Consider the following 12247-nt stretch of genomic DNA (forward strand, 5'->3'; position numbering starts at 1 on the left):
CGGAACTGTTAGAAATCCCAGTGTCGACAAACGGTATTGTTCAAGCTGGCGTATTCGGCTTGTAGTCCTTAAGCAACAAATACGTACTCCACCCCCACCAATCATTGGTCCAGTGCTTGTCGTTCAGGTCATTCACGTCCTTGCGCCGCAGTACCTTGTCCCCCTCCATCTTGAACAGTGGCGAGAAGTTGTTCGCCGGATTTTGCGCCGCGTTCAAATCTGGCACATGCAGCGGAGCCTTGAAGTTGGCCGGGGAGGGCGCTACGCCGCTGATAAAGGTCTCGAAGATTTCATCGGCTGAAGCCTGCACCGCACGTTTGACTTGCGTCCGGTTATCCGCGTCGATGGCGTCGAAGTAGCGTTTGTCGCCATACGCGTGCCACTGATCACCCAGGGCGTTGCGCACGTTGAGCCCGAACTTGCTGTCTTCGTCATGCATGAAGCGGCTGATCAGCGAGCCCAGTTCGCCAGGTGTCACCACCGCTGCCAATTGTTTACGCGGGACCCGCAAGTGGCCTGCGGAGAACAGGTCGGTCAAGAAGTGATCAGCAAAACTGTTCATGGCATAGGCCAGTTCCAGTGCCTGGTCGGTGCCGGTTTGATGGGCGACAACGGCCTGTTGCAGGGCTGCCGTATGCCCGGCCAGGTACGCTGACAGCGCCCATTCGCCAAAGTGGTCGGCATTGTCCGCCGCCAACTTCAGGTAGCGGCCCAATGGGATCAATGCCGACACTGCGCTGCCGCCACCGGTGATGCGGTTCCACTCTTCCGACAACGTATCACCCAGGGCATCGTAGGCTTCATGGGCTTGCTTGCCATCCTTGATTGCCTGGTTGACCGCGTTTATCTCCTTTTGCATCACCGCGAGGATCTTGTGAGCTTCTTCCCGTGAGGCGGGCAAAACCGCCAGGGAGTTGAAGGCGGCGATGAAGCGTTGCACGCGTTCGGCTGCCGAGGCGCCATCGCTGATGGGCTGGCCGGGAATCCCATAAAAGTCACCGCCCAGTGCGATCACTTGGCCGTAGGTCAGCGCCAGGCCGTTGGGCAGGTGCAGCTCGACTTGTCGCGCGGGAATCGCCGGGGCGTCCTTGACGAAGCGCAACAGGGTGTCATCGCCGATGGCGGTGTGTTCGCCACCTTCGAAGCGCAGGGTAGGCGGGTTTTTGGTGGGTGCTGCGAGTTCAAGACCTGACATGTTAGCTCCTTGCTATGCCGTAGGAATCTTCCTTGATTACTGTATGTATATACAGCTATCCAGAGAATAGAGGAAAAAATTCCTACGTCAAGAAGGTGAGCCTCAGCACCGTGTGCAAGCACGATCGATGAATTACAGTTGACGAATTATTTTATAGTTGTACGATGACGTACGACATCAACAGAACCAACAACAACCTTTCGCCAGAAAATCTTTGCCCAGGGTGTTCGAATAATGAATCCACAAGAACTGAAGTCCATCCTCTCCCACGGTCTGCTGTCTTTCCCCGTGACCGATTTCAACGCCCAGGGTGACTTCCACCAGGCGGGCTATATCAAGCGCCTGGAATGGCTGGCGCCCTACGGCGCCACGGCGTTGTTCGCGGCCGGCGGCACCGGCGAGTTTTTCTCCCTCGCAGCCAGCGAATACTCCCAGGTGATCAAGACCGCCGTTGATACCTGCGCCACCAGCGTGCCGATCCTTGCCGGTGTCGGTGGTGCCACCCGCCAGGCCATTGAATACGCTCAGGAAGCTGAACGCCTCGGTGCCAAAGGCCTGCTGCTGCTGCCGCACTACCTCACCGAAGCCAGCCAGGACGGGGTTGCCGCCCACGTTGAAGCCGTGTGCAAATCGGTGAAAATCGGCGTGGTGGTCTACAACCGCAACGTCTGCCGCTTGACCGCGCCCTTGCTGGAACGCCTGGCCGAGCGCTGCCCGAACCTGATCGGCTACAAGGATGGCTTGGGTGACATCGAGTTGATGGTGTCGATCCGCCGTCGTCTCGGTGATCGTTTCAGCTACCTCGGCGGCCTGCCGACCGCAGAGGTTTACGCCGCTGCCTACAAGGCCCTGGGGGTGCCGGTGTACTCCTCGGCGGTGTTCAACTTCATCCCGAAAACCGCGATGGATTTCTACCACGCCATCGCCCGTGACGATCACGCCACTGTCGGCAAGATCATCGACGACTTCTTCCTGCCGTACCTGGACATCCGTAACCGCAAGGCCGGCTACGCCGTGAGCATCGTCAAGGCGGGTGCCAGGATCGTCGGCTACGACGCCGGCCCGGTGCGCACCCCGCTGACCGACCTGCTGCCGGAAGAATACGAAGCCCTGGCCGCGCTGATCGACAAGCAAGGTCCGCAATAACTTATCTATAAGGCCGCTGAGCAATCAGCGGCCTTTTGCGTCAGGAGAAGATTCGTGTCCCAAGCCAAACGTTTTGAAAACTACATCAACGGTGAATGGGTAGCCGGTGCTGACTATTGCACCAATATCAACCCGTCGGAGTTGTCCGATGTGATTGGCGAATACGCCAAGGCTGATGTTGCCCAGGTCAACGCCGCCATTGATGCGGCCCGCGCTGCATTCCCTGCGTGGTCCACCTCCGGTATCCAGGCGCGGCATGACGCCCTGGATAAAGTCGGCAGCGAAATCCTTGCCCGCCGCGAAGAACTTGGCACCCTGCTGGCCCGGGAAGAGGGCAAGACCCTGCCTGAAGCCATCGGCGAAGTGACCCGCGCCGGTAACATTTTCAAGTTCTTTGCTGGCGAATGCCTGCGTTTGTCCGGTGACTACGTGCCGTCGGTGCGCCCGGGCGTCAACGTGGAAGTGACGCGCGAAGCCCTTGGTGTGGTCGGCCTGATCACCCCGTGGAACTTCCCGATTGCCATCCCCGCGTGGAAAATCGCCCCGGCCCTGGCCTACGGTAACTGCGTGGTGATCAAGCCGGCCGAACTGGTACCGGGCTGCGCCTGGGCCCTGGCGGAAATCATCTCCCGCGCCGGCTTCCCCGCCGGTGTGTTCAACCTGGTGATGGGCAGCGGTCGTGTGGTCGGCGATGTGTTGGTCAACAGCCCGAAAGTCGATGGCATCAGCTTCACCGGTTCCGTCGGTGTGGGCCGTCAGATCGCGGTCAGCTGTGTATCGCGCCAGGCCAAGGTGCAGTTGGAAATGGGCGGCAAGAACCCGCAGATCATCCTTGATGACGCCGACCTCAAGCAGGCCGTCGAGCTGTCGGTACAGAGCGCGTTCTACTCCACTGGCCAGCGTTGCACCGCCTCCAGCCGCTTGATTGTCACGGCCGGCATCCACGACCAGTTCGTTGCAGCCATGGCCGAGCGCATGAAGTCGATCCGGGTGGGGCACGCCCTGAAAAGCACTACCGACATCGGCCCGGTGGTTTCCCAGGCCCAGTTGGACCAGGACATGAAGTACATCGATATCGGCCAAAGCGAAGGCGCGCGGCTGGTGAGCGGTGGCGGCCTGGTGACCTGCGACACCGAAGGCTACTACCTGGCGCCGACCCTGTTTGCCGACAGCGAAGCCGCCATGCGTATCAGCCGTGAAGAGATCTTCGGCCCGGTGGCCAACGTGGTGCGCGTAGCGGACTACGAGGCGGCGCTGGCCATGGCCAACGACACCGAGTTCGGTCTGTCGGCGGGTATTGCCACCACGTCGTTGAAATACGCCAACCACTTCAAACGTCATTCCCAGGCCGGGATGGTGATGGTCAACCTGCCGACCGCCGGTGTGGACTATCACGTTCCATTTGGTGGCCGTAAGGGTTCATCCTACGGTTCGCGTGAGCAAGGTCGCTATGCGCAAGAGTTCTACACCGTGGTGAAAACCAGCTACATCGGTTCGTAATACGCAACATCCCCCTGTCAGGAGGGGGGCTGTCTTTCTGTAGGAGCGAGCTTGCTCGCGAAAAACCCAAGGGCTCCGCGTGCATCCCGAATGCCCGCGTATTCGTTGACTTTTTTCGCGAGCAAGCTCGCTCCTGCAGGGGGCGGCATCCAAGAACACATAACTATTACCCGCAAAAAAAATAATTAGTGGGAGTACATCTACATGCAAGCGACCAAGCCAACCCATGTCCGCTATTTGATCCTGCTCATGCTGTTCCTGGTGACCACGATCAACTACGCCGACCGGGCCACCATCGCCATTGCCGGCTCCAGCCTGCAAAAAGACCTCGGTATCGACGCGGTCACCCTCGGTTATATCTTTTCTGCATTCGGTTGGGCCTACGTGGCCGGGCAAATCCCCGGCGGCTGGCTGCTCGATCGTTTCGGCTCGAAAAAAGTCTATGCCCTGAGCATCTTCACCTGGTCGCTGTTCACCGTGCTGCAAGGCTATGTCGGTGAGTTCGGTATCTCCACCGCCGTCGTCGCGCTGTTCATGCTGCGCTTTATGGTGGGCCTGGCCGAAGCGCCGTCCTTCCCAGGTAACGCGCGCATTGTGGCTGCCTGGTTCCCCACGGCCGAACGCGGCACGGCCTCGGCGATCTTCAACTCGGCGCAATACTTCGCCACGGTGCTGTTTGCGCCGCTGATGGGCTGGATCGTCTACAGCTTCGGCTGGCAGCACGTGTTTATCGTGATGGGCGTGATCGGCATCCTCTTCTCGCTGGTGTGGCTGAAGATTATCCACAGCCCGCGCCAGCACCCGATGATCAACGAAGCCGAGTTCAATCACATCGCGGCCAATGGCGCGATGGTCGATATGGACCAGGACAAGGGCAAGGGCAAGAAAACCGATGGTCCGAAGTGGGATTACATCCGCCAGCTGCTGACCAACCGCATGATGCTCGGGGTTTACCTGGGCCAGTACTGCATCAACGGCATCACCTACTTCTTCCTGACCTGGTTCCCGGTGTACCTGGTGCAGGACCGTGGCATGACCATCCTCAAGGCTGGGTTCATTGCTTCGCTGCCGGCGATCTGTGGGTTTATCGGGGGCGTGCTGGGCGGGGTGATATCCGACTACCTGTTGCGCAAGGGCCATTCCCTGACCTTCGCCCGCAAGGCGCCGATCATTGGCGGCTTGCTGATTTCCAGCAGCATTGTGGCCTGCAACTACGTTGACATCGAGTGGATGGTGGTGGGCTTCATGGCCTTGGCCTTCTTCGGTAAAGGCGTTGGCGCACTGGGCTGGGCGGTGGTATCCGACACCTCGCCGAAACAAATCGCCGGCCTCAGTGGCGGCCTGTTCAACACCTTCGGTAACCTGGCGTCGATCACCACGCCGATTGTCATCGGCTACATCATCAGCACCACCGGCTCGTTCAAATGGGCACTGGTGTTCGTCGGCGCCAATGCGCTGGTGGCGGTGTTCAGCTATCTGGTCATCGTCGGCCCGATCAAGCGTGTCGTACTCAAAGAGCCGCCAAGCAAGGGGCCTGAGTTGACCAACCTAACCGAAGCGCATTCCTGAGAGGCCCCGTGATGCAGTTGATTGAACATGCCGACTCGCCGCGCTCCATTCGCCTGCACGCGCGCGACAATGTAGTGATCGTGGTCAACGACCAGGGTGTACCGGCCGGGACCGAGTTCCCGGACGGCCTGGTGACCGTGGATTTCATCCCCCAGAGCCACAAAGTGACCCTGGAAGACATCCCCGAAGGCGGTCAGATTATTCGCTACGGCCAGACCATCGGTTATGCCCTGGCGCCGATTCCCCGTGGCAGTTGGGTGCAGGAAGATCAACTGCGCATGCCCACCGCGCCGCCCTTGGACAGCTTACCGCTGTCCACCGAGGTGCCGCAGGCCCAGGCGCCGCTGGAAGGGTTCACATTCGAGGGGTATCGCAATGCCGACGGCACGGTCGGCACACGCAATATCCTGGGTATCACCACCACGGTGCAGTGTGTCACCGGGGTACTGGACCATGCGGTCAAACGCATCAAGGATGAGTTGCTGCCCAAGTATCCCCATGTCGATGACGTGGTGGCGCTGACTCACAGCTACGGCTGTGGGGTCGCGATCACCGCGACGGATGCCTATATCCCGATCCGCACTGTGCGCAACCTGGCGCGCAACCCGAACCTGGGCGGCGAAGCCCTGGTCATCAGCCTGGGCTGCGAGAAATTGCAGGCCGGGCAGGTGATGCACGACAACGATAGCTCGGTCGATTTGAGCGAGCCGTGGTTGTATCGGTTGCAGGATTCCAGCCACGGCTTTACCGAGATGATCGAGCAGATCATGGAACTGGCCGAAGTCCGCCTGAAGAAGCTCGACCAGCGCCGTCGGGAAACCGTGCCGGCGTCCGAGCTGATCCTGGGCATGCAGTGCGGCGGCAGCGATGCGTTTTCCGGGATCACCGCCAACCCGGCGCTGGGCTATGCCTCGGACTTGTTGCTGCGGGCGGGGGCGACGGTGATGTTTTCCGAAGTCACTGAAGTGCGCGATGCGATTTATTTGCTGACTTCACGCGCCGAAACCAAAGCTGTCGCCGAGGAGCTGGTCCGGGAAATGGACTGGTATGACCGTTACCTGGCCAAGGGCGAGGCGGATCGCAGTGCCAACACCACGCCGGGGAACAAGAAGGGCGGGTTGTCGAACATTGTCGAGAAGTCCCTGGGCTCCATCGTCAAGTCCGGCAGCAGTGCGATCAACGGCGTGCTGGGGCCGGGCGAGCGCTTCAAAAGCAAGGGCCTGATCTTTTGCGCAACGCCGGCCAGTGACTTTGTGTGCGGCACCTTGCAGCTAGCGGCAGGGATGAACCTGCATGTGTTCACTACAGGGCGCGGTACCCCTTACGGGCTGGCCATGGCACCGGTTGTGAAGGTCTCGACCCGTACGGAGTTGGCGCAGCGCTGGCCGGATCTGATCGACATCGACGCCGGACGCATTGCCACCGGGCGCGCGACCATCGAGGAATTGGGCTGGGAGTTGTTCCACTTCTATCTGGACGTGGCCAGCGGTAAGAAGCAAACGTGGGCGGAGCAGCACAAGCTGCATAACGACATCACGTTGTTCAACCCGGCACCGATTACCTAGAGCAGGTTGGCGGGCGTTGGAGGTTGCCCAGCACTGTTTGGATGTGTGCGTAGACCTGAGCGGGTTCGCTGGCGCGCAAGACATTGTCGGGCAATTGCGTCAGTGGCTGTTCGATAAAGTAGTCCGCGCAGACGAAACCGTCCACGCAGCCGTTCTTGTAGACCTGGAAGTCGGACGCACCGTCGCCCACGATGAGCGTTCGGCCTTTCAGCCTGCCAGCGGCACGCCATCGACGGACAATCTCCGACTTGCCCTTCGACGAGCTGAGCAGCGGAGAAGGGCGCGTGAGCAGGACGCGTTTGCCCGCCCACAAGAACTGGTTGGCCGCCACATTTTGGTGGGCGATACCCCATTCACGGGCCGTGGGTACGATCCACTCCGTGTAGCCGCCGGAAATGATATGCAGCCCTACACCGTCTTCTCGCAGCCGGCCAAGGGTTTCCAGCAATACGGCCGGGATGCTGCGAATGGCCTTTTCCACATACTGGTCGATGTGATGGGCACGCACATGGGTTGCCACGCTCATCAGCTTCAACAATTCTCCGATACTTGCTTTGCCGCTCAATGCTTTGGGGGCAATTCGCGCGATCCGGTCAAGCCGCTCGGCACTGTCCGGATGGTCGTGGAGAGCGGCTTTAAGCACTTCCACCGTGCTTTCGTGGTCGACCAAGGTGTAATCGAAATCAAAGATGATGTCGACGTCGTTGCCCATGCTCATCGCGTTGCTCGTTTGTCAGTGCTGCGGTAGGTGTATTTGTCGTCCCGAGTCCAGTGACAGGCGGCAATGGCTAAATGTTCGGCGATGCTTTGCTGAATCTGATCGGCAAACGCTTGATCGCTCTGATGTGCCGTGCGCACTTGTGGCGCCAGGTAGCTCATCTCGAACTCAATGCGCGGCATTGCCAGAAGACGCAGGAACTTCATCAGGCCTGAGGCGTGCAGCGGGTTGGCGGTCAAGCCGAACGGCACATTCAAGCGCAGGGCCAGTGGTACCACGGGCAGCCCGCGATTGAGCATTTCCGGGCGGAACCGGAACAGACCATGGCCATTGTTGATGGTCGTCTCGGGTGTGGTGTAGAGCGCAGTGCCGCTGGGCCTGCGACGAAATTCGCGGATGCGTCTGGCGAGCATTTTCTTGTCACTGACTTTCCAGAACGTGCCACCGGAACATTTGAAGAGCAGGAAAGCGGTTGCGGCACCGAGGGGGCTGTCGGAGTTGGCTACCATGATGGTCGCTGAGGGCATGGCCAGCACTGGAAAATGATCGAATACACTGATGTGGTTGGCGGCGACGATGCAACCATCGGTATGCGCCGCGACTTGTTTCGGGGACATTTTGCACGTGATTTTCACGCCCAGGATAAACAACAGTACGCGGTACATGAGTTGTTTGGCCGCTACGGGTAAAGGCCAGGCGATCAAGCTGATAAACACCACGGCCTGCAGACGGTTCAAGACAAGTGCGCAGCCCAGCGGCAGGTAAAGCCAGCGCCACAGGGCGCGACCCTTCCAGACCTGAGCGGTGCATAGGTCGGCAACTGAAGGGGAGTGGCAGGTGTTTTTTTCATTGGGCAAGGTCGGGTCTCTCTGAAAGGCAGGGGGCGTCATCAAGCCGGAGCGTGGCTGCGGGTCAGGCGGCGGGAGAATCGGTCGATACGTGCGCGATTCAATGGGCTTATTTCCATGAACCGTTCACGGGTCAGGTCGACTTTCAAATGCGGGCCGAAGGGTGTTTCCATGACAGTCCCGCTGATTTCCGGCAAATGCAGAAAGGCGCGGTTCATCTCCAGGGCGCGGTGATGCTTGATGTTGGTCAGGGTGTAGATCTGATCGAAGCCCAGTTGCAGGAAACCATGCTCCAAGGCCAGATGAATAGCCGTGAAGGGATAGGGGCTGCCCCAGTATTTTTTGAGGAAACGGTTGCCGAAGTTGATGCCGTATTCTTTTTCGGCAAACCCGGCATAACCGATGAAGGGCGAATCCAGGCCCAGGCTTACGGCCCAGCGTGACCAGCCTTGCTGGGCAATTTCCTGCTGGAAACGTGCGATTTCTGCAGCGGCCGTGTCTCGGTTGCGCGTGGTTCCTGCCGATATGTATTGCATGGTCTGCGGATCACCGAGGAGTTCAGCGTAACCCTCGATGTCGTCTTGGTCCCAGGTTCTGAGATATACGTTGTAAAGGTGGTTCACGTTTTGCCGCATTGGTTGTTTCCTTGCCTCACGACTTTCGTAACGAAGAAGGCGTTAGCTTGTGCCGAAGCGGGAACAACGCGGAGTTGCAAAATCTTTGTGTGTTGTAGGCAACGTTACCTTTCTAGGTAGGGACGATTTCAATCAAACCTCATGCGCGGGCCTGAGCTGGCTTATCATGAGCCTTTCCTGAACACAGGTTCCAAGGCCCGTTCTTATGCTGGCAATTTTCCTCACCACCCTCACCATCACCGCGCCGGTATTCGCCATGCTGTTCCTGGGGGTGCTGCTCAAGCGCATCAACTGGATCAACGACAACTTTATCCACACGGCTTCGTCCCTGGTGTTCAACGTCACCATGCCTGCGCTGCTGTTTCTCGGCATCCTGCACGCCGACCTGCATTCGGCGCTCAAGCCGGGTTTGCTGATCTACTTTGCCGTCGCCACTCTGCTGAGTTTTGCCCTGGCCTGGGGCTGGGCGATTTTTCGCTGCGCGCGCGAAGACCGGGGCATCTACACCCAGGGGGCGTTTCGCGGCAACAATGGGGTGATCGGCCTGGCGCTGGCCGCCAGCATGTACGGCGACTACGGTATTTCCCTGGGGGCAATCCTCGCCGCACTGGTCATCCTGTTCTACAACACCTTGTCGACCATTGTGTTGGCGGTGTACAGCCCGGTGATCAAGTCCGACCCGTGGAGCATCTTCAAGAGTGTGGTGGCCAACCCGCTGATCATCAGCGTGATCGTGGCCGCGCCGTTCGCCTATTTCCAGATTGGCCTGCCAGGCTGGCTGGAAAGATCCATGCAGTACCTGGCGGACACCACCTTGCCGCTGGCGTTGATCTGCATTGGCGGCACCTTGTCCCTGGCGGCGTTGCGCAAGAGCGGCAATATGGCGCTGAGCGCAAGCTTGATGAAGATGGTGTGGCTGCCGGTAGTCGCCACGCTGGGCGCCTGGCTGCTGGGGTTCCGTGGGCCGGAATTAGGGATTCTGTTCCTGTACTTCGGTGCGCCGACCGCTGCGGCGAGCTTCGTGATGGCGAGGGCGGCCGAGGGCAATCATGAGCTGGCGGCGGCGATTATCGTGATCACTACCTTGATGGCGGCAGTGACCACGAATATCGGGATTTTTGTGTTGCAGGCGGGTGGCTGGATCTAAGTTTTTGGGGGGGCATTGCTCGCCAATGCTATCTGGCAGTCACTGCTGGTCGGCCTGATACGCCTCGATGACTTCCTGTGCCGCTCTAAACGCATCAATCGCCGCCGGTACGCCGGCATATACCGCGCAATGCAGCAGCGCTTCGCGGATCTCTTCCACGGTGCAGCCATTGTTCAGCGCGCCGCGCACGTGGCCCTTGAGTTCCTGCGGGCACTTGAGCGCGGTGAGGGCGGCGAGGGTGATCAGGCTGCGTGTCTTCAGCGGCAAGCCTTCGCGGTTCCACACACTGCCCCAGGCATGTTCGTTGACGAAGTCCTGGAGGGGCTGGGTGAATTCGGTGGCATTGCCCAGGGCGCGGTCGACGAACACATCGCCCATCACCTGGCGACGCATTTCAACCCCGGGCTTTTTCTGATCGGTCATTGCGATTCCCTCTTGTGTTGGCGGCGCCAGGCTCGCAGCGTGCTGAACAGCAGGAACACCACCAGCACTGGCAGGACGTAAAACAGCATCAGTTGTTCAAGCTTGTTGGCCAGCGGCATACCGGTGGTGAACGCCATCACATGCAGCCCATACGCCAGGTACAGTCCCAGCAGTACCAGGCCTTCGATGCGGGTCACACGGTAGCCGGTATAAAACACCGGCAGGCACAGCACCACCACGCCGAGCATCACCGGCAGATCGAAATCCAGGGCGTTAGGCGACACCGACAGCGGCGATGGCGCAAGCAGGGCCGTCAGCCCCAATACGCCCAGCAGGTTGAACAGGTTGCTGCCAATCACGTTGCCTACGGCGATATCCCGCTCGCCGCGCAGGGCTGCAATCAGCGAGGTGGCCAGGCACGGCAGGGACGTGCCAACGCCGATCAGTGTCAGGCCGATGATGCGTTCCGACAGTCCCAGGTCACTGGCTACATCCACCGCCGCGCCCAGCAACAGATGCCCGGCCAGTACCAGTACCAGCAGGCCGCCGAACATCAGCAATACACTGCTCAGCCAGGGCGCCTTGGCCACGATGTCCAGCGTGCGCGGACGGCGCGAATGGCGGGTCTGGTAGTGCAGCACGCCGAGGTAGGCCAGCAGGGCGCAGAGCAGCAGCAAACCGTCGAGCGGTGTGAGCTCTTCGTTGGCGGCCAGGGTAAATACCAGCAAGCCGGCGAGGATCATGACCGGGATGTCCAGGCGCACCAGTTGGCGCGAGACCCGCAATGGAATGATCAGCGCCGACAGGCCCAGGGTGACGAGGATATTGAAGATGCTGCTGCCGATGACGCTGCCGACGGCAATATCGGTGTTGCCGGCCAGGGTGGCCTGCAGGCTCACGGTCATCTGCGGTGCGCTGCTGCCGAAGGCGACGATCGTCAGGCCGATGATCAGTGGGCGGACCTTGAGGCTGGCGGCCAGGCGCACAGCGGCACGTACCAGGATTTCGGCGCCGACGATCAGCAGCACCAGGCCGCTGACCAGTTCGAGCAGGCTCCAGGGCGAGAGGGCGGTTAATCCGAAAATGGCCAGGGCTCCGTCGTCAATTGTTCAGGGCTTGCACGCGAACCCGTGCGGTGCCGCTGCTCAGCATGCCCAGTTGTTCGGCCGCCTTGCGTGAAAGATCGATCAAGCGCCCACGGGTATGCGGGCCGCGATCATTGATGCGCACTACCACGGTTCTGTCGTTGTCGAGGTTGGTGACCTTGACCTGGGTGCCAAAGGGCAATTGCCGGTGGGCGGCGGTCAGGGCGTTCTGGTTGAAAGGTTCACCGCTGGCGGTTTTTTTGCCATGGTGCTTGGCGCCGTAATAAGAGGCGGTGCCGGTTTCATCGTAGCCGTTGGGGTTAATGAGGCCGCTGGCGCAGCCGGCCAGCAGGGAAAACAGGGCCAGGAGGCCGAATAGACGCTTCATTTCCAAGGTGCCCCCATTTCGAGTTTGG

The 12247-nt window shown here is 60.0% G+C and carries 12 protein-coding genes; 5 read left to right on the forward strand and 7 right to left on the reverse strand.

Features of this window, described 5'->3' with window-relative positions; all coding sequences use genetic code 11:
• Positions 1 to 40 precede the first annotated feature (40 nt).
• The gene (locus tag ACODSV_RS17605) at positions 41 to 1195 is read right to left on the reverse strand and encodes a phospholipase (RefSeq protein ID WP_150054730.1); all 1155 of its coding nucleotides are present in this window, start codon (positions 1193 to 1195) and stop codon (positions 41 to 43) included.
• A gap of 234 nt (positions 1196 to 1429) precedes the next feature.
• Between ACODSV_RS17605 and kdgD the strand changes: the two genes are divergently transcribed.
• The 4 genes from kdgD to garD all read left to right on the forward strand — a co-directional run bounded on the left by kdgD (position 1430) and on the right by garD (position 6975).
• Positions 1430 to 2341 carry a 5-dehydro-4-deoxyglucarate dehydratase gene (kdgD, locus tag ACODSV_RS17610; protein WP_024073438.1) on the forward strand — a complete coding sequence of 304 codons (912 nt, stop codon included), beginning with the start codon at positions 1430 to 1432 and terminating at the stop codon, positions 2339 to 2341.
• A 54-nt stretch (positions 2342 to 2395) separates the two neighbouring features.
• Entirely contained in the window at positions 2396 to 3841 is a 1446-nt protein-coding gene (locus ACODSV_RS17615; protein ID WP_102624979.1) for an aldehyde dehydrogenase family protein, read from the forward strand.
• Between the two features lie 204 nt (positions 3842 to 4045).
• Complete coding sequence (locus ACODSV_RS17620) at positions 4046 to 5410, forward strand: MFS transporter (RefSeq protein ID WP_024073440.1); 1365 nt, start codon at positions 4046 to 4048, stop codon at positions 5408 to 5410.
• 11 nt (positions 5411 to 5421) lie between these two features.
• A complete protein-coding gene (gene garD / locus ACODSV_RS17625) occupies positions 5422 to 6975 on the forward strand; it encodes a galactarate dehydratase (protein WP_041160840.1) in 1554 nt (517 codons plus the stop codon).
• Here the strand turns inward: garD and ACODSV_RS17630 are convergent.
• Genes ACODSV_RS17630 through ACODSV_RS17640 form a run of 3 tightly spaced genes read right to left on the reverse strand, consistent with a single transcriptional unit; the run spans position 6968 to position 9176 of the window.
• On the reverse strand, positions 6968 to 7693 hold the full coding sequence (locus ACODSV_RS17630; protein WP_024073442.1) for an HAD family hydrolase: 726 nt from the start codon (positions 7691 to 7693) through the stop codon (positions 6968 to 6970). The genes garD and ACODSV_RS17630 overlap by 8 nt on opposite strands.
• Positions 7690 to 8550, reverse strand: coding sequence for a lysophospholipid acyltransferase family protein (locus ACODSV_RS17635; protein ID WP_024073443.1), 861 nt, complete (start codon positions 8548 to 8550; stop codon positions 7690 to 7692). Before ACODSV_RS17635 ends, ACODSV_RS17630 begins: the two co-directional genes overlap by 4 nt.
• 32 nt (positions 8551 to 8582) lie before the next feature.
• Complete coding sequence (locus ACODSV_RS17640) at positions 8583 to 9176, reverse strand: GNAT family N-acetyltransferase (protein WP_102624976.1); 594 nt, start codon at positions 9174 to 9176, stop codon at positions 8583 to 8585.
• Positions 9177 to 9381: 205 nt separating this feature from the next.
• Between ACODSV_RS17640 and ACODSV_RS17645 the strand changes: the two genes are divergently transcribed.
• On the forward strand, positions 9382 to 10323 hold the full coding sequence (locus tag ACODSV_RS17645) for an AEC family transporter (RefSeq protein ID WP_069075255.1): 942 nt from the start codon (positions 9382 to 9384) through the stop codon (positions 10321 to 10323).
• 39 nt (positions 10324 to 10362) lie between these two features.
• Here the strand turns inward: ACODSV_RS17645 and ACODSV_RS17650 are convergent, their stop codons facing one another.
• The 3 genes from ACODSV_RS17650 to ACODSV_RS17660 are packed head-to-tail and all read right to left on the reverse strand — an operon-like array spanning position 10363 to position 12219.
• A complete protein-coding gene (locus ACODSV_RS17650) occupies positions 10363 to 10746 on the reverse strand; it encodes a carboxymuconolactone decarboxylase family protein (RefSeq protein ID WP_053254400.1) in 384 nt (127 codons plus the stop codon).
• On the reverse strand, positions 10743 to 11789 hold the full coding sequence (locus ACODSV_RS17655; RefSeq protein WP_081329149.1) for a calcium/sodium antiporter: 1047 nt from the start codon (positions 11787 to 11789) through the stop codon (positions 10743 to 10745). Before ACODSV_RS17655 ends, ACODSV_RS17650 begins: the two co-directional genes overlap by 4 nt.
• A 58-nt stretch (positions 11790 to 11847) precedes the next feature.
• Positions 11848 to 12219, reverse strand: a complete 372-nt coding sequence (locus ACODSV_RS17660; protein WP_024073448.1) for a septal ring lytic transglycosylase RlpA family protein — start codon at positions 12217 to 12219, stop codon at positions 11848 to 11850.
• Between the last annotated feature and the right edge of the window lie 28 nt (positions 12220 to 12247).

This window comes from Pseudomonas sp. FG86 (assembly GCF_057808775.1).

What these genes read in the sequence shown, in the direction of transcription:
- ACODSV_RS17620 (WP_024073440.1), top strand. Translation starts at nt 4,046, where the DNA reads ATGCAAGCGACCAAGCCAACCCATGTCCGCTATTTGATCCTGCTCATG.
- ACODSV_RS17640 (WP_102624976.1), bottom strand. Translation starts at nt 9,176, where the DNA reads ATGCGGCAAAACGTGAACCACCTTTACAACGTATATCTCAGAACCTGG.
- kdgD (WP_024073438.1), top strand. Translation starts at nt 1,430, where the DNA reads ATGAATCCACAAGAACTGAAGTCCATCCTCTCCCACGGTCTGCTGTCT.
- ACODSV_RS17645 (WP_069075255.1), top strand. Translation starts at nt 9,382, where the DNA reads ATGCTGGCAATTTTCCTCACCACCCTCACCATCACCGCGCCGGTATTC.
- garD (WP_041160840.1), top strand. Translation starts at nt 5,422, where the DNA reads ATGCAGTTGATTGAACATGCCGACTCGCCGCGCTCCATTCGCCTGCAC.
- ACODSV_RS17650 (WP_053254400.1), bottom strand. Translation starts at nt 10,746, where the DNA reads ATGACCGATCAGAAAAAGCCCGGGGTTGAAATGCGTCGCCAGGTGATG.
- ACODSV_RS17630 (WP_024073442.1), bottom strand. Translation starts at nt 7,693, where the DNA reads ATGAGCATGGGCAACGACGTCGACATCATCTTTGATTTCGATTACACC.
- ACODSV_RS17605 (WP_150054730.1), bottom strand. Translation starts at nt 1,195, where the DNA reads ATGTCAGGTCTTGAACTCGCAGCACCCACCAAAAACCCGCCTACCCTG.
- ACODSV_RS17660 (WP_024073448.1), bottom strand. Translation starts at nt 12,219, where the DNA reads ATGAAGCGTCTATTCGGCCTCCTGGCCCTGTTTTCCCTGCTGGCCGGC.